The 25,267-nt window shown below is 41.1% G+C and carries 18 protein-coding genes; 5 read left to right on the top strand and 13 right to left on the bottom strand.

Annotated elements, in window-relative coordinates; translation table 11 throughout:
- Nucleotides 1–18: 18 nt before the first annotated feature.
- From J8Z25_RS12120 to J8Z25_RS12090, 7 genes are all read right to left on the bottom strand, one after another.
- Nucleotides 19–720 (bottom strand): (2Fe-2S)-binding protein, encoded by a 702-nt coding sequence (locus tag J8Z25_RS12120; RefSeq protein WP_250661116.1) that lies wholly within the window; start codon nucleotides 718–720, stop codon nucleotides 19–21.
- Nucleotides 695–3,094: a GNAT family N-acetyltransferase gene (locus J8Z25_RS12115; RefSeq protein ID WP_250661115.1), complete on the bottom strand. Its 2,400-nt coding sequence runs from the start codon at nucleotides 3,092–3,094 to the stop codon at nucleotides 695–697. The genes J8Z25_RS12120 and J8Z25_RS12115 overlap by 26 nt, the downstream gene beginning before the upstream one ends.
- Before the next feature lie 19 nt (nucleotides 3,095–3,113).
- Nucleotides 3,114–4,301 (bottom strand): MFS transporter, encoded by a 1,188-nt coding sequence (locus J8Z25_RS12110; RefSeq protein ID WP_167658042.1) that lies wholly within the window; start codon nucleotides 4,299–4,301, stop codon nucleotides 3,114–3,116.
- The gene (locus J8Z25_RS12105; protein ID WP_250661114.1) at nucleotides 4,298–5,590 is read right to left on the bottom strand and encodes a lysine N(6)-hydroxylase/L-ornithine N(5)-oxygenase family protein; all 1,293 of its coding nucleotides are present in this window, start codon (nucleotides 5,588–5,590) and stop codon (nucleotides 4,298–4,300) included. The genes J8Z25_RS12110 and J8Z25_RS12105 overlap by 4 nt, the downstream gene beginning before the upstream one ends.
- Nucleotides 5,583–7,127 (bottom strand): pyridoxal phosphate-dependent decarboxylase family protein, encoded by a 1,545-nt coding sequence (locus J8Z25_RS12100; RefSeq protein WP_250661113.1) that lies wholly within the window; start codon nucleotides 7,125–7,127, stop codon nucleotides 5,583–5,585. The genes J8Z25_RS12105 and J8Z25_RS12100 overlap by 8 nt, the downstream gene beginning before the upstream one ends.
- Before the next feature lie 467 nt (nucleotides 7,128–7,594).
- Nucleotides 7,595–8,164 (bottom strand): PepSY-associated TM helix domain-containing protein, encoded by a 570-nt coding sequence (locus tag J8Z25_RS12095; RefSeq protein ID WP_167658040.1) that lies wholly within the window; start codon nucleotides 8,162–8,164, stop codon nucleotides 7,595–7,597.
- Nucleotides 8,157–8,627: a DUF4920 domain-containing protein gene (locus tag J8Z25_RS12090; protein ID WP_167658039.1), complete on the bottom strand. Its 471-nt coding sequence runs from the start codon at nucleotides 8,625–8,627 to the stop codon at nucleotides 8,157–8,159. The genes J8Z25_RS12095 and J8Z25_RS12090 overlap by 8 nt, the downstream gene beginning before the upstream one ends.
- Before the next feature lie 255 nt (nucleotides 8,628–8,882).
- Between J8Z25_RS12090 and J8Z25_RS12085 the strand changes: the two genes are divergently transcribed.
- Entirely contained in the window at nucleotides 8,883–10,250 is a 1,368-nt protein-coding gene (locus J8Z25_RS12085) for an alkaline phosphatase PhoX (protein WP_250661112.1), read from the top strand.
- A gap of 121 nt (nucleotides 10,251–10,371) precedes the next feature.
- On the opposite strand, the gene J8Z25_RS12080 is transcribed toward J8Z25_RS12085, so the two are convergent.
- Both J8Z25_RS12080 and J8Z25_RS12075 read right to left on the bottom strand, forming a co-directional pair.
- Complete coding sequence (locus J8Z25_RS12080) at nucleotides 10,372–11,304, bottom strand: alpha/beta fold hydrolase (protein WP_250661111.1); 933 nt, start codon at nucleotides 11,302–11,304, stop codon at nucleotides 10,372–10,374.
- Between the two features lie 119 nt (nucleotides 11,305–11,423).
- Nucleotides 11,424–13,793 (bottom strand): TonB-dependent receptor domain-containing protein, encoded by a 2,370-nt coding sequence (locus tag J8Z25_RS12075; protein ID WP_167658037.1) that lies wholly within the window; start codon nucleotides 13,791–13,793, stop codon nucleotides 11,424–11,426.
- A 247-nt stretch (nucleotides 13,794–14,040) separates the two neighbouring features.
- On the opposite strand from J8Z25_RS12075, the gene J8Z25_RS12070 reads away from it, so the two are divergent.
- Together J8Z25_RS12070 and J8Z25_RS12065 are read left to right on the top strand one after the other, a co-directional pair.
- A complete protein-coding gene (locus tag J8Z25_RS12070; protein ID WP_130050916.1) occupies nucleotides 14,041–15,297 on the top strand; it encodes an MFS transporter in 1,257 nt (418 codons plus the stop codon).
- Nucleotides 15,298–15,365: 68 nt separating this feature from the next.
- Complete coding sequence (locus tag J8Z25_RS12065) at nucleotides 15,366–15,839, top strand: VOC family protein (RefSeq protein ID WP_130050917.1); 474 nt, start codon at nucleotides 15,366–15,368, stop codon at nucleotides 15,837–15,839.
- Here the strand turns inward: J8Z25_RS12065 and J8Z25_RS12060 are convergent.
- Complete coding sequence (locus J8Z25_RS12060) at nucleotides 15,836–17,473, bottom strand: BamA/TamA family outer membrane protein (protein WP_250661110.1); 1,638 nt, start codon at nucleotides 17,471–17,473, stop codon at nucleotides 15,836–15,838. The genes J8Z25_RS12065 and J8Z25_RS12060 overlap by 4 nt on opposite strands.
- A 238-nt stretch (nucleotides 17,474–17,711) precedes the next feature.
- On the opposite strand from J8Z25_RS12060, the gene J8Z25_RS12055 reads away from it, so the two are divergent.
- Nucleotides 17,712–19,028 carry a DASH family cryptochrome gene (locus J8Z25_RS12055; RefSeq protein ID WP_250661109.1) on the top strand — a complete coding sequence of 439 codons (1,317 nt, stop codon included), beginning with the start codon at nucleotides 17,712–17,714 and terminating at the stop codon, nucleotides 19,026–19,028.
- Between the two features lie 111 nt (nucleotides 19,029–19,139).
- A complete protein-coding gene (locus tag J8Z25_RS12050; RefSeq protein WP_250661108.1) occupies nucleotides 19,140–20,822 on the top strand; it encodes a GGDEF domain-containing protein in 1,683 nt (560 codons plus the stop codon).
- Here J8Z25_RS12050 and J8Z25_RS12045 read toward each other — a convergent pair.
- From J8Z25_RS12045 to J8Z25_RS12035, 3 genes are all read right to left on the bottom strand, one after another.
- Nucleotides 20,808–21,377: a DUF2799 domain-containing protein gene (locus J8Z25_RS12045; protein ID WP_250661107.1), complete on the bottom strand. Its 570-nt coding sequence runs from the start codon at nucleotides 21,375–21,377 to the stop codon at nucleotides 20,808–20,810. The two genes, J8Z25_RS12050 and J8Z25_RS12045, sit on opposite strands and share 15 nt — an antisense overlap.
- Before the next feature lie 120 nt (nucleotides 21,378–21,497).
- Nucleotides 21,498–23,165: an asparagine synthase-related protein gene (locus tag J8Z25_RS12040; RefSeq protein ID WP_167658031.1), complete on the bottom strand. Its 1,668-nt coding sequence runs from the start codon at nucleotides 23,163–23,165 to the stop codon at nucleotides 21,498–21,500.
- Nucleotides 23,166–23,271: 106 nt separating this feature from the next.
- Nucleotides 23,272–25,155 (bottom strand): acetate--CoA ligase, encoded by a 1,884-nt coding sequence (locus tag J8Z25_RS12035; protein ID WP_167658030.1) that lies wholly within the window; start codon nucleotides 25,153–25,155, stop codon nucleotides 23,272–23,274.
- Nucleotides 25,156–25,267 lie beyond the last annotated feature (112 nt).

The raw sequence follows: 25,267 nt of genomic DNA, 5'->3' as shown, positions 1-25,267 counted from the left end.
CTGTTCGAGAAAAAGGCATTAGCAATGGCTAGTGCCTTTTTTGTTTAACGGGCAGTTAGCGCAATAATCTGCGGCTACAAGTTGGTAGTGTAAGCAGCAGGTTTTACGCATAAATGTTAGCTTATTGTTTTGATCACTAAAGCGATGTTTACCACATAGCTTTTGCCAAGTTTGAAAACGCTTTGCTATAAATTTTATCGATTTGTCTTGCCAGCAAGCTATTAATGCTGCGTGGAAAGTATCACTTTGTAAACGTTTTAATAATCCTTCATTTAGCCTGTACTGCAATGGCACGTTATTATACCAAGCTTGCTGGTGGTCAATTAAGTGATTGGCTGCCAGTTCAATCAAATCTGCATTATTAAAAGAGTCTTGTTGAGCCATGATATTTAAATTAGCCAAACCATAAATATGTGAGCCCGTTATCCGCTGCTTAATATTGACCAGATCAGGAATGCAACCAAGGTGCTCTACACAGGCTACTAATAAGTAAATAACTTGCCAGTTCAGTTGTAAGTAGAGATTGATTGCGACATATCCCTCAGTAACATTTGCTCCTCTTAATTTTATAGCGTTAGCCAAATCGGTTAATTGCTTGCTAGTTAAACATTGACTGCTAAACCATTGTTCATCGTTTGTTGGAGTTAAGAACGTCAGCAGTGAGCACTGCTGACGTAAGGCTAACTCAAGATTATTATGCTGTTGTGTTTGTAAGTGCATATTGCGCCAAAGGGTTTTGCAAATCACCTGCATACTGCAAGCTTGAAGCTGGGTCGGTAATATCAACCATTTGTTGATTGTTACGCAGCTGTAAGCGGTTTAAGCAAGACAATGGGAATGACTCAGCAAATAAATCATGCTCAGCAAACTTGTCTTTGAGTGAAGGATGATTCGCCTGATACTGAACAATTGTATCGGCGACGGCTTGCCAAAATTGTTGTTCGGTCAGTAGGCCATCAGTTACTAAAATTGCCGAAAGGTAGCGGAAGAAGCAATCGAAAATGTCAGTAAAAATAGACAACACGGCAACGCCTTCTGGAATGGTTACCTTAATCCGCTTTATTTCATCATTCAGCTCAATGTTACTATTTAATAAGGCAATTTCTTCACCAATGTCTTTAATGAATACGCCTACCGGAACATGATTGTTAAATCGAACTATGAGGTTTTCACCATGTGGCATAAAGACTAAATCATACTGATAAAAACAATGTAGCAATGGTGTCATATAAGCCTGTAAGTAGTGGGCTAGCCACTGCTCAGCACTTAGCCCCGATTTGGCAATTTTAGCACTCACAAATGATCGGCCTTCGCTATCGATATGAAGCAGACTTGCCATAGTGGCAAGGCTTTCATTCTCGTCCATGTATTGAGCGGGATTTTCACGCCAAAGAGCCGCCATCATTTTCTTATAAGGGTTATCGCCAAGCGCAGGATGAGTGTAATACTGCTCATCAAAGCCAAGGGTTGCGACTTCTCTTAAAGGTTGAAACTTCAGTGATTTTAAATAGCTATCTTGGTTTACTAAGTCGAACAACCATTGATTTATTGCCGGAGTTACTTTCATATAGGCGCTCGATAAGCCCCGCATAAAGCCCATATTTAAAATCGATAAGGCGGTTTTAACATAGCATTTGTGTGGTTTGCTGATGTTATATAGGGTACGAATTGATTGCTGCGGTAAATAACTATCTTGCGAGTAGCCTAAGCACACAATGTGTTTTTGCGAGATATGATAGCTATAAACATGGACTAATTTGTTGAACCACTGCCATGGGTGCATAGGAAATAACAGATAGTCACTTGGCTTTAAACCTTGCTCAGTTAGTGCTTTTTCAAAGCGCAAACGCTCAGCTACATCAAGCTCATCGGCTATCAAGCTCTCGTATTTATAATCATCGGTACTTTTAAAGGTGGTATGCTGTTTGTGGCACGCAAGCCATATTATTTGAAATGGGTTTGCGGCTTCTGGGGTATATTGGTGAAAATCTTGTGAGTTAAAACCAATGCGGCCATTGTTGGCAATAAAGCTTGGGTGACCCATGGTCATTTGGGTTTCGATCAGCTGAAAATCTGCGTCTGCTAATTGCTGAGCGTTATAGCGATTATTTTTAAATTTAAATGCAAATCCACTGAGTGTGCTCGCGAGTTCTTCGAGATAGGTGCCAAGCATTGATTTGTCTATGTTTAACTTGTCATTACACTCAAGTACAAACGCGATAGCGTCTAATGGCTGGCTGTGGTTAAGCGCCATTTTAGTAATGCTATTTGGATCTACTTGTAGGTGATTAAGCAGCATTGATTCACCTTTAAACTGATAGCTTTGCCCACCCATGGTATGCAACACGTAATGGTTTGGTTTTTCACTGTCGTAGCTAAATAGTCGTTCGTGATAAAACTCACTGAGCATTTTGGCAATCAGTAAATGGTTTGCGTATTGCCACGCTTGTTGGTCTAGATGTGAGCTACTGCAAGATGGCGTTGCTTGTTGCACTGCGGGACCTTGCTGTGAAGTGTCGAAGCGAGACGAAAGATGCTGTAAGTAATTAAAGTGATCTTTTTCTAAACTACCAAGTAATGCGGTTTTCTCACCTAAATTTATAACTTTATGATGGCTGAAACCTGCCTTTAAGTTAAGGTGGTGAATTTTATGATTGGCTATATCTGGCTCCACAATCACTCGCTCACATGAGAGAGTATTAAACATAAACTCTAACACCGACTGCATAACAGCAAGGCTAAACCCCGCCACAGAGAACTGCTTTGGAGCGAGTAAAATATGCATGCCTAAATCGCCATTTTTAAGCGCTAGGTGGTTCTCAAGTTTTAGTATTTGTGGTTTGTAAATCTCAATTAAAGCAATCGGTGTTTGGTTTATTTCAAGCAAATAGGCTTGTTGAGCCTCATCTTTATTGAGTGTTGTATATAATTCTAAAATTTCTTCGGGTGAATGTTCCATTGCTCCCCAAAACTGAGCTTGAGAATGTTTAAGCCAAGGGGTAATCGTTGTTAGATCGTGTTCAGGGCTTAATGTTCTGATTTTTACATCACCAAGCAAAGCATGCTTGATATGAGTTTCAATGATGTTTTTCATAGTCGTGTTCTCTTAAAAATTAATAACTGTGAATAGGGTCTGTTGAGGTATGTTTGTTGCGTAAAAAAAGCAGATAAAACAAACATAAAGTGATGGCAAAGCCGACAGAGCCCGTCAGTAGTGGCGTGTTAAGTTCAAAGCGAGATACTAAATCTCCCGCTAAAAATGAGGCGCAGATGACGCCGATATTTTGCATAAAATGAAGCTTGGCAAAGTCGCTTGAGTAAAAACGTGGTTCGCTCATTGCAAACAACATGACTTGTAGACGTACGGTCAGTAAAAATAGCCCAATAGCAAATACAACACGGCCGAACACAAGCAATTGCCAGTGTGAGCTAAGTTGTATAAATAGGCCGATACTGCTTAATACAAGTGCATATGCGATTGTTTTACTGTGCTTATTGGTTGCGGCTTTGTTTTTGGTTGTAATCAAAATGACAAGCGCAACCCAAGCAGGGATTGCAAACACAGCACCAGCTAAAAGTGCATTACTGAATTCGCTTACTTGTTGCCAAAGTAACGTAAAGTATGGCGTTGCTAAGAACATGCTGAAGTACACGCCCATAGATATAACCCCTAAGCGAATAATGTAGCTAGGGAAACGCTGTCGTTTTACTGATGATGCGGTTAATTCCCGTGGCTTGTAGCTTACATTCAATAAGTAAATTAAATACAAGCAGAGCATAACCTGTAAGCAGTCACCTGCAGCCATCACTAAATATAAAAAGCGCGGCTCAATACTTTGGATGATCAAGCCACCTAATAAAGCACCGCCAATACCGCCAAAGTGTAAAAGCACGCTAAATAAAGCAACGACACCGAGGTGCTGTTGTTTTTCTTCGATACTTAGAACAAAGGGATAAATAAGCAGGTAACTTGCTTTAAATATCAGCATGAGCTGTGATAGCAGCCAAAAGCTCCATACGTTTTCGCTGTAAAAGCACGCAACACCCAATAGCCCTGCAATTATTTGGGTGATCACCCATAAATACAGTTCGTGCACGTGCTGCGCTATTTTCGCCCATACAGGGAAAGCACACATCACGGTGATGCAGCAAACAGCGATATAGGCACCAATGTGATTACTTGATTGCAAACCAAATTGGGCACTAAAAAACTGCGGGTAAAAGGGCAAAATCATGGTGTCGCAAACAACAGAAATAATCGTCAGCAGCACTAAGCTTGATTTTAATGCGGGTCGTTTCATGCTATTTGCTTCTGTTTTTCGTTGACAACATCGGGTAAACCAAACTCTTGAAAGGCAATATGCGTTTCAACAGGGTAGGGGGCATAACCTAAGATTGAGCGCAGAATATGGCTGTTTCTATAGCAGGCCATGCCTAGATCTGGCGTTACAAAACCATGACTGTGTAGCTCAGCATTTTGTACAAACAACCTTTGCAGCTTGTCGATACTATAATTTCGCTCAACAGCAAAGCACCCGTTATCTAGCCAATTTATTTCGCTCATTAAGCCACTTAGAAAATCGGGTAGCTGATAACTAAAGCCCGTAGCCATGATGACCTGATTACTATGTAAGCTAAATTCAGCCTGCTGTTCACTGTGTCTAAAAACTAACTTACTGCCTTGTTTTTTAATGAGCTCGCTGTTGGTCAATAACCTTGCGCGGTTTACCCCTTGAATATCAAGTTGATAGAGCTGATCATAAATCTGATTAATTAACTCTGAGTTGATGCCTTTGTATAAATTACGTTGCTTGGCTAGTAACTCCTGTTTGGTGGTCTGTTCTAGGTTATAAAAGTAATCAACATATTCAGGAGAGGTCATTTCTAGCGTGAGTTTCGTGTATTCAAGAGGAAAGAAACGCGGCGCTCGCGTTACCCAATTGAGTTGGTAGTTATGCTGTTTAATGTCACACAACAAATCATAAAATACTTCAGCAGCACTTTGCCCTGAGCCAATCACAGTGATGCTCTTGCTATTTACTAATTCATCCCGTTTATACAAATATTCAGTGGCATGGCAGAGCTGTGTATCTTCAGCCTGAACAGCGGGTGGATAATAAGGCGAGGGACCCGTGCCCAGTACCAAGTGACGACAATAAAGCGTTTTAGTTTGCTTTGCTGATTCGACAGTGAGTACATAGAGCTGCTTGGTGTGATCAAATTGGCTATGAATGACTTTATGACCAAATTGTATGTTACTTAATTGGCTTGCTGCCCATTGGCAATACTGGTTGTATTGCTCGCGCAGTAAAAAGAAACTTTCTCGAATATAAAACTGATACAGCTTACCTTGTTGTTTCGCATAGTTTAAAAAGCTGTATGGATTAGTGGGATCTGCCAATGTAACTAAATCTGACATAAACGGTGTTTGTAATGTAACGCCATCGAGCATCAGCCCTGGATGCCAATTAAATTCATCACGTTGTTCTAAAAATAACGAATCAAGTTTTTCAATTGGCTCAGCTAAACATGCCAAACTGAGGTTAAACGGACCAAGACCTACAGCAATTAAATCGTATACTTTATTCATAGCTAGTTTCCTCTACTTTTAGACGTGCCTTGATGCTGTAGGCGCAGGCTTTAATATCAGCTGCAATACTTTTAATGTCTTCAATCTGTGTATTTGGGTTAAGTAACGTGAACTTTAAGTAGTTGATGCCTCTGAATTTGGTGCGAGCAATGGCACACTCACCTTGTTTGAATAGCTCATCTTTAATTTGATAATTAAGCAGGTTTAATTGCTCATCACTGAGGTTTTTATCGTTAAAGCGAAACACTAAGGTACTCAGTTCAGGTTGATGAATTAGCTCAAATTCAGAGTCTTGTTTGAGTGCCACATAACTACTACGGGCTAATGCCATAACAGAAGAAAACACTTTGCCAATCTGTTCGTGGCCCATAATGCGTAAAGTTAGCCAAAGTTTTAAGGCATCAAAACGGCGAGTAGTTTGAATGCTTTTATCAACAAGGTTTGGCGCTGCTTGTGGGTTGTCGTTAAACGGATTTAAATAATCAGCATGATGAGTTAAATGTTTAAATTGTTTTTTATCAGCAACAATAAATGCACTACTACTGACAGGTTGTAAGAATGATTTGTGGTAATCTAACGTCACCGAGTCAGCCTGTTCAATGCCATTGAGTAAGTGACGGTGATCATCAGCGGCAAGTAGTCCACAGCCATAAGCTGCATCGACATGAAGCCATAAATTATCAGCTGTGCAACGCGTTTTTAGCTTATCGATAGGGTCTATTGAACCAAAGTCAGTTGTGCCTGCGGTAGCAACAAGCGCTATCGGAATATTGCCTTGTGCTTTGCATTCATCAATTGCTGCATCAAGTGCGGCTAGGTCTATTTTAAACTCTTTATCAACAGCAACAGGAACAACCGCGTTATAGCCAAGGCCCAGTAAAGCGGCTGACTTTTGAATACTAAAATGGCTGACTTCAGAGCAAAAAATACGGTAGCGATGAGCATCTGGACCTAAACCAAAATCGCGAATAAGGTGCCCTGATAAGCGCTCTGCTGCATGGTCTCTAGCAAGTAACAATGCCATTAAATTAGATTGACTGCCGCCACTTGTGAATATGCCATCGGCAGCAGCACTTAAGCCAATGCGTTCGATACTCCAGTCAATTAACTTTTGCTCAATGAGCGTCCCGCCAGCACTTTGGTCCCAGGTGTCTAACGAAGAATTTATAGCAGTTAATAACTGTTCGGCTATCACCGCGGGGTAAGCAACGGGGCAGTTTAGATGGGCAACATATTTTGGATGATGAAAGTAGACAGCATGATCTAAATACAACGATTTTACTTCATTTAGCGCTTGCTCAACGTTATTGAGAGGTTGATTTAGTTCTACTCTGGCTATTTGTTTACTGAGCTCTTTGTGGCAGACGCCAGAATGAACTTGTTTTGCAGAACGCAGCGCTTGATGGATGAGCGACATTGTTTGCATTGAAGCCATCTCATATTTGAGTAAATTATTTTCGTTAAAAATAAACGCATGGGGCTGTTCATCAACGTTTATTGATGAATGAGCATTAAGCACGGGGGCTAATTGATTCACGACTCAATTCCTTCTCGGTTAATTTGAATCGGGATCGTAATGATAGTGATTCTCAATATCAATAATAATAAATCATTAATTTACTTTACAATTTAATTACCTTTTATAGGTTAAAGGTGTTTTATTTTTAAGTTTATCTAGTAATAAATAATTGTAATCAGATCAAAGATTATAACTAAATTAGTCCCTCTTTTAGGTTCTATTTGGTAGCGTTCTTTTGCTTTTTCGATGAAAATGCTCACAAATAAAAGCAATAAAGCCAACATTTAAGAAAACTATAATAGGTAGGTGAGAGGTTTTAAGAGCTAAGTAAACACACTTTGAGCTGCTATAAAATGCTTAAGCAAAGTGAGGATTCTGCGAATAGTTATTTTAAAAAAGCTGTGTCAAAAAGTGGATGAGGATTAAATTAATTGAAAATAATCTTGCCATTGCTCTTTACGAGAATGGCAACAGGAAACTTTAGCTTATAAAAACACATAAGCAGCAGGGAGCAGCATACCGCTAATGACTAATACTGAGCGGCTGCCCCATGGGCTATTTTTACCCTTGATCATAAACAAGCCGCTGATTGCTAAAAACAGCAGCAGCCCAGCAAAAATATCAGAAAAAATCACCCACGAAGCGTTTGTTTCGTTCAAGTGTAAGCGGTTAAATGCTTGAATCACATGGCGAGGCTCAATGGCTTCATAGCTTATGATATCTTTATTGAGTTTCAGGCTGAGGTTGTTACCGTTTTTTAAAAACACTTTAAATTCTTGCGGCGACGCCCAATAAGAAGCCTTTACCGGCTCGCTTACATCAGCATGGGAAATAATTTGTTCAATCAGCAACTCGTCATTATCTAATTGCCAAGTTTCATCGCTCACATTGATTTGCTGGTGGCTTACTTGGTAGTTTGGGTTCCAATCATCTTTGTGGTTTACTGCAATGCCAGAAACCGCAAAGATAATCACTAAACCAACACAAAAATAACCAATATCGCGGTGTAAGTTTCTGTTTAACTTAAACCAGTTGATACTTGATTTGTTACTCAATGATTTCAACTCCGCTCGGAACAAGCTGATAAATAGCAATGGCTTCAGTCACTGAATTTGCATTAAAGCTTTCGCCGGCTTGCTGCGCTTTGTGAGCAAGTAGCGCTTTAGTGCGGCCTAGACTAAGCTGAATTTTATCGAGCTTACCGGTTACGATAGCTTTACTACCTTTAGCCGTCATCGGGAATACCATGTCGCCATCTTCAACTTTGATACGTAAGTTTTCAAAGCGTTTGTCTGATGCAAGCGTCATCCAGCAACCACGTTTTTCGCAAACCCCTGTGATAGTCCCTTCTACAGTAATTGGACTTGCTAGGTAATCGTCTGGCGTGGCCATAACCGTCGAAATTTTAATGAGTTTGTCACTGTCGACTTTACTGCCAAACTGCAAGCTAAAGGCGTGTTGGCTAAAGCTTAAAAGCGCCAATGAGAATGCAATAAATGTTTTTGATTTTAGTAACATAGTTGTTTCTTAGAAATACATTAAGTCTTAGTTTAAGCGGTTTACTTGTATGATAAAAGCATCATGAGATTATAAATTATTCGCAATTATATCAAGCGTAGATCAATTGTTTTTAATGCTGCGGGGTACTATCAGGTATAAGAAGCTTTATGACAATTTCGTGAATATTGTGATAATGTAACTTTTTATCGTTTCATTGCTTTATAATGCCTTTTTTATTTGTATGATAAAGCTGGTTTTTAGCTTGGAGGTAGCATGGTTTCACGTCGAGAATTTTTAGTAGGGGCGGGCACATTAGCCTTTTTAGGATTATCAAAAAGTGCCATAGGTAAAGTGTCGTTAGGTGATTTAAAAACAACGGCTGTGGGCTTTGGTCCGTTAATTCCTGATCCAGATAAATTGCTCGACTTACCCGAGGGCTTTAGTTATCAAGTAGTTTCAAGCCTAGGTGAGAAAATGTCTGATGGGTTTACGGTACCCGATAAAGCCGATGGTATGGGCTGCCTAGCGCTTGGTAATGACCATGTTGCATTAGTGCGAAACCATGAGTTAAAACCAAAAGATTTAGCGAAAGCCGAAGCAAGTATTGCCAACCATAAAACGCCTCTGGCTTTTGATACTAACAGTGACGGTGTGGCGTTACCGGGTGGCACAAGTCATATCGTTTATAACTTAAAAACTCATCAAAAAGAGCAAGAATACTTGTCATTGGTCGGAACTATTCGTAATTGTTCTGGTGGTATTACGCCATGGGGCACCTGGCTTACGTGCGAAGAAACTACAAATACCAAAGCCGATGGATTTAACCAAGACCATGGTTATATTTTTGAAGTACCAGCAAATAGCAAAGGCTTAATTAAACCTGAGCCATTAAAAGCCATGGGTCGATTTAACCACGAAGCGGCTGCTGTTGATCCGCGCACCGGCATTGTTTATTTAACTGAAGATAAAGGTGATAGCGTCTTTTATCGTTTTATTCCAAAGGAATATGGCAAGCTGCATAAAGGCGGGCAATTACAAGCTATGGTGGTAAAAGGTAAGCCACAATTCGATAGCCGCAACTGGAATAATAAAGCCATGGGGCTACATCAAGAGCTTGAGGTTGAGTGGGTCAATTTAGATAACCCTGAAAGCCCGAAAGACGACTTACGCCTGCGCGGATACAAACAAGGTGCGGCACTATTTGCTCGCGGTGAAGGTATTCACTGGGGTGATAAAGAACTTTATTTCTGCTGTACCAATGGCGGTAAAAAACAACTTGGTCAGGTTATGAAATATCAGCCATCAGAATTTGAGGGCACAGATAAAGAAGCACAGCAACCAGGTAAAATCTCGTTGTTTGTCGAAAGTACCAGCAAAACCCTCTACAACTTTGGCGATAACCTAACCGTGTCACCTAATGGTCACTTAATTGTCTGTGAAGACCAATACACCGATGTGGTTGATAATCATCTTCGTGGTGTGACACCCCAAGGCCAAGTTTATAATTTTGCCCGCTTAGTGGCGCAAACCGAGCTGGCTGGAGCCTGTTTTTCACCAGATGGTAGCACTTTATTTGTGAACGTTTACTCACCTTCAAAAACACTTGCTATAACAGGCCCATGGCATCAGTTTAGCGTTTAATTAAAGCCTATTTAAAATAGCCACTGCGAAGTGGCTTTTTTATGACTCTAATTTATCATTAATGAATAATAGAAAACCCTATATGAGTAAGTGCTCATCAGCACAGCCAAAATTAGCGACTTTAAGTATTGAGAGCTTTATTTTTAGCGGCTTTTTTGGCACTGACTTTATGTGCGTGTTTAGCAATCCATTTAGTCATTTTTTTCATTAAAGCGGGCGGAAAATCATGGCCCATACCAGGCACAACTTTTAACTTACTGCGCTTTATTAACAGTGCGGTGTTGATACCAGCAGACAATGGCATGACAGGATCAGCACTGCCGTGGATCACTAACGTCGGGGCTTTAATCTTCTTTAAAAGTTGCTCGCGATAGGGTGTTGCGGCAATGGCTGCAAGCTGACGTTTAAAACCCGTTTGATTAGTGTGGGCACGCGCTATATAACGCTCGGCGTTGGCGTATAAAGCGTGTTCATCTTGTGGGTAGGCTGGGCTGCCAATGAGTTGGTTTAGCCTAACATTGTAATCAATCGCGGCTTCCTTATTACTGCTTCGGGGGCGTATTTTTGCGAGCTTTACTAGTAGGTTTATGTTTGAACCCGAAAACGATAAGGGCGAACTACTCGACATAATAGAGGTTAAGCTCAGCACGCGCTTTTTATATTTTGCTGCGGCAATTTGGGCAATCATACCACCCATAGAAGCACCCACTAAATGTGCTTTTTTGATATTAAGAGCATCCATTAACTCTTTTACGTCGCGAGCCATATCATCGAGCGAATAGGGCAGCTTTGCACGAATGGGTAATCGGCGGCTAAGCCAGTGCTTTACAAGACTTGGCTTACCTAACTCATCTAACGATGTGGATAGCCCTGCATCGCGATTATCAAAACGAATAACCCGAAAGCCTTTTTCGACCAAGCCAAAGTAAAGCGACTCTGGCCAAACGGTAAATTGAGCACCTAAGCCAATAATTAAGATGATCACCGGCGCATTTTTATCGCCTTCATCTTGATAACTAATACTGATACCGCTGGCTGTAAGGGTATGTTCCATAGGCTGACAAATAAGCTTACGCAGGTATCATAAGCATAGTAGGTGAAGTTGGCAGTTTAGTGACAGTAGGAAAAATAGACAGCATCTAACTACGTGCTGCCTATTTTCAGGGAGTTTTCTTAGAAGTAAGCGGTAACGCCAATCCAGAAATTACGGCCTTTATCTTTAACGTTGTAGTCGTCTGTGAATGTGACTTCGCTAACTACACCGCGACCTGTTAGGTATTCGTACTCACCATCGCCATTTAGGTCGGTATAGCTCGTGCTATATGAGGTGAAATCTTCGTCTAATAGGTTGTTTACACGGGCATTGATTTGCACGTACTCATTTACATAAAACTGCGCACCTAAATTAAGTAGGTTGTAGTTTTTGTAATATAGCGCTTTGTCGTGCACGTTATCCCAACCGCGGTAACGGTCTGAACGATATACACCTTGTAGGTATAAGTTCATAAAGTCAGTCGCTTCCCAGTTTAGGGTAAGGTTTGCCATGTGCTCAGCTGAGTTAGTTAATGGTTGACCTTCTTCAGGACCGCTCTTTTGTTCGCTATCAGTCCACGTGTAGTTACCGTTAACAGACACTGTTTTAGTGATAGTGTATTGACCTGCAATTTCAACACCTTGCAAGTCTACTTCGTCGATATTGATCTTTTGGCTGTAGCTATCGTAGCCAAGCTGATCGTACTGACCTAGGTTCACACATGGGCGCACATCATTAGTTTGCTCACAGCTTAAAATAGTATCGCCGCGGGCAATTTTGTCTTCAAACTTGGTGTTGTAGTAAGTCACATTAATGTTGTGATCACCATCAAGCGAAGTCCAGTAAAGTGCAACTTCTGAGTTCACACTTGTTTCAGGTTCTAAATCTGGGTTACCCGCAAATGGGCTTGTGCCTTGACCACCAAATCCGGTGATACCGTCGTAAAGGTCAGTTGTTTGAGGTGTTTTATAACCCGTACTGACACCCCCTTTTATCGTCCAAGTGTCTGATATGTTGTATACACCATAAACGCGTGGTGATACTTGGCTGCCAAATACATCATGGTCATCGTAACGAGCGCCTAATGTAAAGGTAAAGTTGTCAGTTGCCATCCAGTTATCTTCGGCAAATAGCGAGTACATGTTTTGCTCTTGCACTTGACCTGCTTGGTCACTTTCAAGGCCAAATACACCGTCTTTTAACTCACCATCGATAAGCTGGCCACCAATTGCAAGGTTATGGCTACCAAAGCTGCCAGTGATAGGAATATCAAAGCGTAAATCATACGTATATTGGCTGCTTTCTAGCGGGCGAGTAGGGCGTGGTAAGAAAGTTTCTTCAGCTAAGTCTTTACGTGCTTGCTCGTCCATTCCCTCGTATTCGCCAGTACCATCGTACATAGCTTGCAGCTCTAATCGTTCGCTTACACTTAGCGGTAAAGTACGGCCATTGTTTTGCGTATCAACATATGAAACAGAGGCCTTCACCGTTGCCCAGTTAAGCTCTCCATCGTAACTTAGTGACCACCATTCACGATCAAACTCTTGGTCTGCAGCATAGCCTGCGCGCGGGTTTACTTGGCCACGACGATCTTGCCAAATAGATTCAATATTATCTTTTGTGCCAAGTGGGTAAGTAATGGTGCCTGATTCAATGTTGTAGCTTGGTGTGTTGTCGTACACTTGACTTGAGTTATCATAATCAAAGCGTAAATGATGAGAATCAAACGGGGTATAAGTTAGGGTAATACCATACTGCTCATTAGTGTTATCAACAGTACGCCCACCACTACCAAAACCTAAAGAGCGAACATGAACAACGCCATTAGGGTCGGTAGCTGGTTCAAATGTCGGTGATGATGCCTGTTGCTCGTAAACACTACCGCGTACGCCTAAGCTTAATACGTCTTTGATCAGCGGACCCATCACACTAAAGTCAGTGGTAATGTCATCACCAAAATCATCGTTTTGCTGTAATGAACGGCTAAAAGACACTGCACCGCTCCAGCTGTCAGTGTGCTTTTTAGTGATGATATTAATTACACCGCCAAGCGCATCTGCACCATAAAGTGTTGATGCAGGGCCACGAATTACTTCAACGCGTTCAATGGCATCAACCGGTGGTACGTGGTTAAACGCGTTGCCACCAAAATTGTTTGGGTAAATGTCGCCATGATTATTTTGGCGTTTACCATCAATAAGTAACAGGGTGTATTCACCTGTTAAACCACGCATACTCACACTGCCTTGTCCTGTTTTATCACGGGTTGTGCCAATGTCGATACCTTCTAAATACTGCACAGCATCAAGTACTGAGGTGAAGGCATGAGACTTAATATCTTCATTAGTGATAATTGAAATACTTGCAGGTGCTTCAGTAACTTTTTGCTCAAAGCCGGTTGCTGTAATAACTAAGCGTTCCATATCTTGTTTAGGCTTAGCGTCGTCAGCTGAGGCTGAAAAATGTGTTGCTATGGCAAGGGCCAGTAAACTTGGTTTTATTGATTTCATTGTAGATTTCCAGTTCTTTTTGTTGGTTATCCTTTTAAGGAACGACGGGTATACTACAGAAATTAAAAATACAATCAATAACTATTCTTATTTAGATTAAGGTGTTTTGGGTTCAATTTACAGTATTTATGATTAAGTTGAGTTTTTAGCCAGTAAATACGGTGTTACAAACTAGATTTAGATTAAATACCCATGACAGGTTCACCTCCTGTATAGTGTTTTAATTATTAATATAAAAATTAAAACAATGAATTCGGATATCTCTTTAGCGCGCTTTAAGCAGTTTCCTTCTCTTATGTGGATCTTCTTATTCGGCTCGTTTATTACCCGTGGCAGCTATTATATGGTTTGGCCATTTCTAGCAGTTATCTTGTACGAAAAATTTGCTTTAACGGCGACAGAGGTCGGTTTGGTGCTTTCCAGTGCTGCCATAATTTCAGTGTTCACCAGCTTTATTGGCAGCAGCCTTTCAGATAAAGTCGGTCGTCATACACTGATGTATATTACAGGCGTGTTGTATATCATTTCTTTCTCGTTGTTGGCTGAGGTTGAAACAGTGGCAGGCTATGTGATTGTGATGACCTTATGTTCGATTGCTACCGCGCTTTGGCGGCCATTAACCAGCGCTGCAATTGGTGATATTATTGACGATGCTGCAACTCGTGAGCTTGCCATGCAATCGCTGTATTTTATTGTTAATGTGGGTTGTGCGGTTGGTCCATTAGCAGGCGTATGGCTGGGTTTAACAGGCGAGCAGTCAAGTTTTTATATTACCGCAGGCGCATTTGCTATCTTGTTAGTACTACTTGTTTGGGGTTTCAATGTTAGTGATAAAGCGTCAAAAAACAGCGCCGCAGCCGACGAGGTTGAAACTAAAAGTCCAGAAATAAAGGGCCAGCAATTATTGCGCATTTTGTTTGCTGATAAGCTGTTGCAATGTTTAATTTTAGCCAATATTTTGTGCATGTTTATTTACGCGCAAATGGATAGTTCACTAATACAATACCTGACTCGTGCAGAAGCTCCTGATTTACTTGCATTGATTTCTGCGCTGATTTTTACCAATGCGATGGTGATTATTTCAAGTCAATTTTTGCTATTGAGAATGATGGCGCGATTTAACTTAACAGTGCGTATTCAAATCGGTTTGGTACTTTTAATGGGGTCGCAATTTTGGTTGGCACTCAATCCGATAGACCTGTTCTGGGGCTGGATAGGTGCGATAGTGGTCATGAGCTTGGCTGAGACTATTTTATTTCCGACTATGAATGTTCACCTTGATAGACTCGCGCCATCACACCTTCGTGGTGCGTACTTTGGCGCAGCTTCGTTTTATGATTTAGGTTTTGCTTTTGCACCGCTCGGTGGTGGCTTAATTTTAGATTATTACGGTGGTCCAACCTTGTTCTTTGTTGCGGGAGGGTTATGCCTAGTCGTGATTTATTTATACGCCATTCTTGAAAAGCTACCTAGACCTGATTTTGCAAATCCATTATCTAAGTAAATATATAAAGTGAAAATGCAGAACAGCTGCTACCTTTATAGCTCAAACATTAAACATTGAGGTTTAACATGGCTGTTTCTGCAATTCCTAAAGGTTTTCATGCGGTCACCCCGTATTTGATTATTGAAGGCGCTTCTAAAGCTATTGAATTTTACAAAGAGGCGTTTGCTGCTGAGCTAGTAATGCAAATGCCTATGCCTGACGGAGGGGTTGCACATGCCGAGATAATAATAGGTGACTCCTACATCATGCTTTCTGATGCTTACCCTGAAATGGAATATAAATCTCCACAGCAGCTTGGTGGCACCCCTGTAAATATGATGCTTTATGTTGAGGATGTCGATGCTGTCTTTGCTAAAGCGTTGTCGTTAGGTGCAAAAGAGTTACGTCCGGTACATGATCAGTTTTATGGTGACAGATTGGGGACTTTAGCCGATCCATTTGGTCATATCTGGAATATTGCAACGCATAAAGAAGACCTCACAGAGCAAGAGCTAATCGAGCGCATGGGGGAACTTATGAGTAAAGAACAAGATGCTTAAAAGGTTGTTTCTACTGACATTCCTATTTGCCACGAATCAACATCTTGATAACTGCCAAGAGGCGAACTAAAGTCGATATGTATAACGTTATCGTTACTTGAACGCGATGAATATAGACGAATACCCACACCAGCACTGGTTAGCATTGAATCTGAAATATTCGCCGTTTCAGTGCTGCCGAATGCTTGCCCTACATCGACAAAACCGACAAAGCCAACATCCACAAACTGATATAGATTGATGTTTGGGTACATTCTTAGCTCAGCAGTTGCTTGTACGCTTGAAGTACCATGTTGGTAACTTTCTGGAAAGCCTCGCATGCCTTCTTCACCGCCAACAGCCAGCGGTTTCTCTGCAAACTCATGGTTTTGCCAATGACCATTTACATGAGCATAAAAGGCAAATGCATCTGACCAGCGATAGTTCATTTGTGCTTTTGAATATATAGCAAAGCGGTCATCAAGCTCAGTACCTATATTGCCCTTGATACCCGTGGCAAAGCGATACAAAGTGTTATTGTTAAACCAAGCTTTGGTGAGATTAGTATCAAACAAAAATCCTTGCCCCAAATTAACGGTATCTATAGCAAACTTTGAGTTTAGCTCCCAGCCTAGGTTAACGTCTTCGTTGTGGTTTATGAGGTCAATATCCTGTAAAACAGTATAGTTGTCTTCTAACCAATGTAATCCGACCCACGGCGCAGCAATACTGTAATCGCTAAGACCTGCGGGGAAAGGTTTTGTATCGAAAGGGCGGTAACTAACATCTTCGTAATCAATCCCAGCTAGCCAGTGAAAGGTTTGCTCTCTGTCCTGTGACAAAATTCCACCATAGGCGAACTGTGCGATTAATTCATCAGTGAAAAATTCTGAACGAGTCAGTCCATTTTGATAAATATAGCTTTTTTGTTTTTGTGACTTGGCAAAGTAGCGCATCAGTGCGTCACTACTACGTTGATAAAAAGGCTGATGATAATCCACTAAAAAGACTTGCCCGTCATCGTAGTCATCAGCTTGTAAAGTGAGGGTCGCATGAGGCTGCCAAGGAACCGGCATTTGCAGCACAGAGTGATAGCCTGAGCGTTCGTGATCTGATTTATACTTTAATGATGCGCGGATCCCGTACCCCAAAAAGTTCTCTTCTTTAAAGCCTAAGCTGTATTTGTTATTGCCGCTACTACGGCCAAAATTAATAGTTGGTAATAAACTCCACGTGTCCCACGTATCTATTTGTACCACGCGTGGTTCATCTTCAAGGCAGTCTTTTGTATAGCTAACTTTGGCATCTCTTAAGTACTTTTTGCTGCGTAGAATACGCTCTGCTTCTTGCAGTTGACGCTCACTGACTAGATCGCCTTCTTTAAAGGTAATTTGCTCACTGACAACTTTGTTTTTGGTATCTATGTGCAGCCAGTTTATAAAGCGATGTAGAGCGGTTGTTTCAGGATCATTTGGATCAAAAATCGTATGTGTATCAATGTTGAGTTTATCAACAGTGATATCTTTTTCTTCGCTTAACTCAGCAGTTGGTTTACTTTTTACTTCACAGACGACGTCTAAGCTTAAAGGTTCATTTGCGTATACTGTCCCTGTAGCAGTGCATGTTAATAATAAAACAGGTGTTATTTTATTCATCTTTATTATGCCTACTAAATACGAAGGAGACGCAGCTTGTTTGCTTTATCAACCTTTTAAATTCTTTACAGTTCTCAGCATAAAATCACTAACTTAAGAAAAACTTAACTAAAACTTAAACTTTATTGAATATTATAAGGTATTGATTAATAAGCCGTGTGCTAACTCATTATGGCGAAGTTAATCTTTAAATGGTCGGCTTACGTATGTGTTTTTAAAGTTTCTAGTAGAGTAAATAATGAAAAAGCGTGTTTTATACTGGCTGCAAAATGACTTACGTTTGGTCGACAATGAAATTTTATCTGAATTAGCTGAGTTTAACGGCGAGCTAGATTTAGTGTATGTGATTGAACCACGCTGGTTTAGGCAAACTAACTTTCAGTCAAAACCGTATGGCACGCACAAGTACAACTTTTTACTTGAGAGTCTAGCTGCATTTGCAAAAGAGCTTGAGAAGCTTGGGCAAACTCTACATGTGATCACCGGAGAGCCAGAGCAAGTTATAACTCAGCGTTTGCGAAAATATGAAATTGAAGCATTGGTTTGTACTGAGCAGGTTGGTACTTATGAGCAAAAACAGCTTGGCAAAATCAAAGCATTATGCCCTCAAGTAACAGTGAAAACCTATCAGCAAGATACCTTGTTTAAAGCAAGTGACTTGCCATTCCAACTTGATAACCTACCTAAAAACTTTACAGCCTTTCGTAAAAAGGTAGAAGCAGAGTCAACATTTATAGCAGCGCCGCTGCAGCCTGTAAGTTACTTACCTCATCCCGTACAACTATGCCCTGAGAACACTGTTGATGATGCTCCAACTAGGTCAGGTAGTTTTAAAGGTGGTTTAATTGCTGCCCAACAACATTGTCGTCAGTACTTTTCGTCAAAAGCGCCGAGCAGTTATAAAGAAACACGTAATGAGTTAGACGGTTTTAGCAATAGTACTAAATTTAGTATATGGCTTGCTGGTGGCGAAATTAGCGCAAAACAGCTGTACAGAGAAGTTGAAATATATGAATTGCAAAACGGTGCTAATGAATCTAGTTATTGGATAAAGTTTGAATTGCTTTGGCGCGAATACTTTAAATGGCACGCAATGCAAATTGGCGCAAAACTTTTCCACTTTAACGGGTTAAAGCACAGTGCGCCACTGACCACTTTTAACAGTCACCGTTTTAATGCGTGGTGCCAAGGGTGCACACCATTTGCTTTGGTAAATGCAATAATGCATGAGCTTAATGCGACAGGCTATATTTCTAACCGTTCGCGGCAAATTGCGGCAAGCTGTTTGGTTAATGAGTTTGCTCTTGACTGGCGTTATGGCGCGGCCTATTTCGAACAACAACTCATAGATTATGATGTGGCTGCGAACTGGGGGAATTGGCAATATATTGCGGGCGTCGGTGTTGATCCTAGAGGCGGGCGGCATTTTCATATCAATAAGCAAACAGCGCTATATGACCCCTTGGCTCGTTATATTGATATATGGCAAGGAGAGCAAACAATTACAAACAGTGTGGATAGTGTCAATGAGGTGGATTGGCCGATATCTTCATAGCCTGTGTTAGATCAATATTCTTCACGGATTTTTAGTATTTTTTATTTTGTTAACTAGAATAATAATTAAGGCTTGCTTTAATTTTGAAAGGCCTAGTTAACAAGGCTAATTATGGTATTTAGTGAAGGGTATGATGCGATAAAATCGCAGCTTGGTTTTGACCTATCTCAGCTAATTCTCGACAGTAGTGATGCGGGAATTTGGCTTTGGAATGTAAAAACAGGCGAAACTGTTTTCAATGATAAATGGGCGAACATTATCGGCTATACACTGAAAGAGTTATCGCCAATTTCAATTGAAACCTGGCTCAGCTATGCTCATCCAGGCGACTTGCCAAAATCAGAACAACTTTTACATGCTCACTTCAAAGGGGAGTCAGAGCGCTATATCTGTGAAGCGCGCATGAAACACAAACAGGGACATTGGGTTAAGGTGCTCGATAAAGGAAAGGTGCACAGTTGGGATGAAGATGGTAATCCAGAGTGGATGCTTGGTGTTCATATCGATATTACTGAGCAGTGGTTAAAAGAGCGTGAAATTGATTTTTTACATGCCAAGTTGCAAAAATTTACTGATAACTTACCCGGGTTTGTTTATCAGTATGTAGTCGATAAAAACGGTAAGGCATGTTTTCCTTTTGCTAGTTCAAAAGTCTTTGATATCTATGGCTGTACTGCTTATGAAATAAAAAAATCTGCAGATTTAATTATGCAGATTATTCACCCTGATGACTTAGCCCGAGTTGTTAAAAGCATTGAAAAATCACGAGTAGAATTATGTGATTGGCACGAGATATACCGAGTTAATCACCCAAAAAAAGGTGTGATTTGGGTTGAAGGAAAATCGTCACCCATAGCCCGTGTGAATGGAAGCGTTGAATGGAATGGTTATATCGAAGATGTTTCAGAAGAAGTAAAAAGGAACGAGAAAATACAACTGCTTACAGCGGTTTTTTCAACAACTAGTCGCGGTATTTTGATTACAACGGCAGAGCCTAAAATTGTGGATGTTAATCCTGCATTCGAGCAGATAACCGGGTTTAAAAAATCGGATGTCATCGGAAAAAATCCATCCGTATTTTCAGCTAATCAGCAGCCAAAAGAGTTCTATGTACAGATGTGGGAAGTTCTCTTAAAGAGTGGCCGCTGGCAAGGTGAAGTATGGAACAAGCGTAAAACGGGTGAAGTATTTCCCGAACTGTTAACTATCGATGCATTGTATGATGAACATGGCCATATTAGTCATTTCATTGGGGCATTTGATGATATTTCGCAAGCTGTAGAAAAGCGCCAGCTACTTGCTCAATTAGTTAATCAAGACCCACTCACTAAGCTTTTAAATCGTCGTGGTTTAGATATCCAGTTGCATTCAATTACTCTTAGTGCGACAAGTGAAGAAAATTGGTTTTCATTGATTTATGTAGACCTTGATAACTTTAAACTGGTGAACGATACCTTTGGTCACGAGCAGGGCGATAATCTACTTCTTGAAATCAGTGAGCAGCTTTCACTTCAGCTACGTGATAAGGATATATTAGCCCGCATTGGGGGCGATGAGTTTGTCATTTTATTGCCGAATTTATCGAAACATTTGGTTTGCCAAGACATTGCTGAGCGTTGCAAAAAAGCGGTTGAGGACGTAGCAAAGCGCTACGCAACCAAAGTGCCTGTCAGTGCTAGTTTTGGAATCGCGCTTTACCCAGAGAATGGTAAAAACGCGAAAGAGTTACTCGCCAATGCTGACGAGCAAATGTATCAGATGAAGCTTAAACATAAAGCCTCACCACTGGGTTGATATTTCGACACTAGGTAGTTTATTTAAAAGAGGTAACAATGCGCGCTCTTTGCGTAAATCTTTGCGTTCATGTTCTAAATCTTTTCGTTCTCTATACAACTCTTTTTGTTGGCCATTATCGAGCTGATTGCTATTAAGCTCAGCGCGAATATCTTTTAAGCGCCGGTCAATATCGTCAATTCGGTCATCTATGTATGCCAGCCTTTGCTGTACTTGATATCTGTCGTTTCCTTCTTGCCATGCTTTACGAAAAGCGGTGCTGTTACATACCCCATTGTAAGAGACCCCTTGTATGCCAAGGGTAAAACCATTTTCGGGCTCACAATATACAGCCAGACCCAGATCGTACCCCACTTTATATTCAGCAATATCAGCACTAACGCCATATTCGCCGCATTGCGATAATGCATCTAGCCCATCGTGATATTCCGTTCCATCAGCACCATGTTTATAACCTATATCTTGCCAATTGGCTTGCAAACATTCATCTTTGCTGACAGAGGTACAGCCTGCTAATACGATTAATGACAGCAGAGGAAGTGTCCATTTTCTCATTAAAGTCTCGGCTTAAATTATTAATAACTGACTAGATTCTAGCCTGTAATGTATTTTTTTAGAAAGTAGTTTTTGTATTTCGTAATAATGCCCTCAGTTGAGGGCATTACACGCTTTTAATTACCACTGACAGAACCGCTGAGCAATGCGAATATTTGACTGTGCATTTTTTAAGTGTGCTAATTGTAATAAGCATAACGCAGTAAAGTGACTGCGTTTGATCAATTGATGGCGGTCAAAGCGCATAATCTCGTACCACAACTTAAATAGCTCGCCAAAACGCATCAGGTTGTTATTGTTAAATTGCCATTGTGATTGGTAGTTTACTTTAATTGGGCAAGGCATATGACCTGGGTATGCTTGCCATGGTGCAAGCATGGCTCGTGGGTAACTGGTTTTCAGCCAGCGCTGATAAAAGCGGTGTTTACGTACATATTCAACAGGGACAGCTAGAGGATATTGCAGTACTTTCCATGAATAGAATGGATGGAAGAACTCCATTTTAAAGTCGCATACTTGCTCATTTGGAATGCTCAAATGATGGTGTTGATCATTGAGAAGTAAAAATAGCTGAAATGCTTTTTCGAGTGGTAATTCAGCCAAGGGTTTAAAACTAACTTTTAGGTTATCTATTAATTTTTGTTGCAGCATAGCCGCATTATGAACTACTGACTTTGGCAAATAAGCGTACTGCTGATCTAAATAAGCTTGAATGAGTTTATCAAGATTGTTTTCTTTTGCTGCTGCATAAATATCGTCGCCATAAAATACGGCACCTAAGCCAACACTGCCGCCATTTCCTGACCAACTGATCTGTGGTCTTGTAACGGTTTTATATTCATTGTGATGCGCCTTACGCCAGTATTTACCAAGCCGCTGTTCAACAGAAAGCTTTTGCGTATCTCGTACTTGCACTACTTCAAGCTTAAGGGCGTTTTGCGAAGCATATTGTTTTGCGCAATAGAGATCTTGGCTATCTGACTTTGAAAAATTAAACGATTTGAGCTCAACCCCTTGGCGTAACAGTTCACAATTAATTAGTCGCGAATCTAGACCTCCAGAGAGGGTGCTCAGCACTTTTTTATCGGTGTGCATCGCTTTTGTAACAACACTGCGAAAAGCCTGAGTGACTCCATCAATTGCATCTGTCACCTCATGGTTTTGTTTGGCAAGGGCGACCCAGTCAAAGTAACGTTGTTTTACCACGCCATGGCTGACATCAAACCGTAATATTTCGCCTGGATATGAGCATTTAATGTTTTTATAAGGTGTGTGGTCAAGAAGCGGGTAGCCAAGCACAGCAAGCTCAGTGAGGGCTTCTGCATCGCTTTCAAGCTCAATACTCAACTGTTTAAATAAGCCTAAGTTGGTCGAAAATAGTAAGCCATGTGCAGTTTTTAAGGTATAAAATGGTTTTAACCCAAGTGGATCAGTAGCAAGTACTAAGCAGCCTAATTGGCTATTAAACTGGCAAAAGCTAAAAACCCCTTCACACTGCTGTAAACAGGTGTTGAGTGAGGTTGCATTTGCCATGGCCTTTAAATCATCACTACGGGAGCTGCTGAGTAAAGGATGGCCAATCAGCGTTGCAATTTGCGACTCAGTTTGCAACCAACTTGCTTGTTGGTATGCATCGAAATCATAGTGAAAAATAGCTCCATTCTCACAATCAAAGCGCTTAACATCTGTTTTTTTATAGCGATTAAATGCATCAGATAGTTGATTAATATAATGAAATTCTGTTTTGCCTAATTCATTGAATTGGATATAACCTGCGATAACAGCCATGTTAACTACCTTTTCGTTTGCTAACTTACTAGTGAAGTTGCAAGGCGTAGGCCAAAACGAATAAAGGCCTTACAACAAGGCCTTTGGGTAACATTACAAAAGCTGATCAGCGATTGTTAAGTTGTTGGTTGATCTCATCAAAAATACTCGCGTCATCAATGGTGGATGGAATTTGTAGTTCTTCACCATCGACCAGTTGGCGTAAGTTCTTTCTGAGTATTTTCCCTGAGCGGGTTTTTGGTAAGCGCTCAACATGAACGATTGTTTTCAAACAGGCAATAGCGCCAATTTGATGCCTGACTGTGTGGATAAGCTCTTGCTCCACCTCTTTGCTATCACCGAGGTAGTCGTCTTTGAGTACAATCATCGCCATCGGTAATTGGCCTTTTAGTGCGTCGTTAACACCAAACACTGCGCATTCAGCAACAGCTGGGTGAGCAGCCACAATTTCTTCCATTTCACCTGTTGATAAGCGGTGACCTGCGACATTAATAACATCGTCTGTACGGCCCATAATAAACAGATAACCATCATCATCAATATAGCCACCGTCACCAGAGAGATAATAACCTGGATATTCGTTTAAATAGCCCGCTTGAAAACGTTCATTGTTTTGCCAAATTGTTGGTAAACAGCCAGGTGGTAAGGGCAGTTTAATGACCACAGCACCACTTTCGTTTGCAGCGCACTGCTCACCATTCATATCAAGAATTTGTACATCAAAGCCCGGTGTCGGTACCGTTGAGCTGCCCGGTTTAGTTGCAAGTTGCTCGATACCAATTGGATTACAAGCGATAGCCCAACCTGTTTCTGTTTGCCACCAGTGGTCGAGCACTGGCAAGCCTGTGTTGTCTTTGAGCCACTCATAAGTTGGTGGATCTAAGCGCTCACCAGCAAGGAATAAGCGTTTTAAACTAGAGGTATCGTATTGTTTGAAGCCCTCGGCTGTAGGGTCCTCTTTTTTAATTGCGCGAAACGCAGTAGGGGCACTGAATAATGCGGTGACCTTGTAATCTTCAACCACTCGCCAAAAGGCACTTGCATCAGGTGTTCTAATTGGTTTGCCTTCATATAGTATTGTAGTGCAGCGATAAATAAGTGGCGCGTAAACAATGTAAGAGTGACCAACGACCCAACCGATGTCAGAGGCGGCCCAAAATACTTCGCCGGGTTTCATACCATACACAGTTTCCATGCTGTAATGCATTGCGACAGCATGACCCCCATTTTCTCGAACCACTCCTTTAGGTGTTCCTGTCGTACCTGAGGTATAAAGGATATAAAGCGGATCATCACCTGCCACTGGCACTGCACCCACTTCGCTCGCTGCATCTGAGGCTGATTGCCAATCGATGTCTCTGCCATCTTGCATCTCGGCAATAGCTTGTTCACGCTGAAATACAACACAGTGTTCAACTACATGCTTGGCGTTTTCGAGAGCTTCATCAAGCAAAGGCTTATATTCAATCACATGGTTGATTTCAACCCCGCAAGACGCTGTAAGCACAAGCTTAGGTTTTGCATCATCAATACGAACTGCTAACTCGTGCGGTGCAAAACCACCAAATACGACTGAGTGAATGGCACCAAGACGCGCACATGCCAGCATACCAATAACGGCTTGTGGGATCATTGGCATATAAATAACGACACGGTCACCTTTACTTACGCCAAGGGACTGCATAAGTCCCGCAAATTTGGCAACTTGAGTTTGTAACTCGCCATAGCTGTATTGTTGTTTAGTATTGGTAACAGGGGAGTCGTAAATCAGAGCGATTTGATCTGCAAAACCTGCTTCGACGTGTTGGTCGAGGGCTAGGTAACTAGTGTTTAGCTGACCATCAGCAAACCAGTGATAAAAATCATTATCGTCATATTGATAGGGTGTACTAGGTTCTTTAAACCAAGGAACCCGTTTACTTTGTTCAAGCCAAAATTGGCCCGGATTGCGCTGAAATTGTTGATATTGTTGTTGATATTCGCCCGCCATAATGAGGCTCCTATACTTTTTAGTGAGAGATTTGTACAACGTATAAAAAAATATAAGGGGGATTTTGATTAAATAATATGCGACCTTGGTCGGCATCAGCTTCATTTATTCT

It is taken from the genome of Pseudoalteromonas sp. SCSIO 43101 (assembly GCF_023650775.1).
Taxonomy (GTDB): domain Bacteria; phylum Pseudomonadota; class Gammaproteobacteria; order Enterobacterales; family Alteromonadaceae; genus Pseudoalteromonas; species Pseudoalteromonas apostichopi.
The sequence above is the reverse complement of the archived record's forward strand: the minus strand, read 5'-3'. Positions and strand labels throughout refer to the sequence as shown.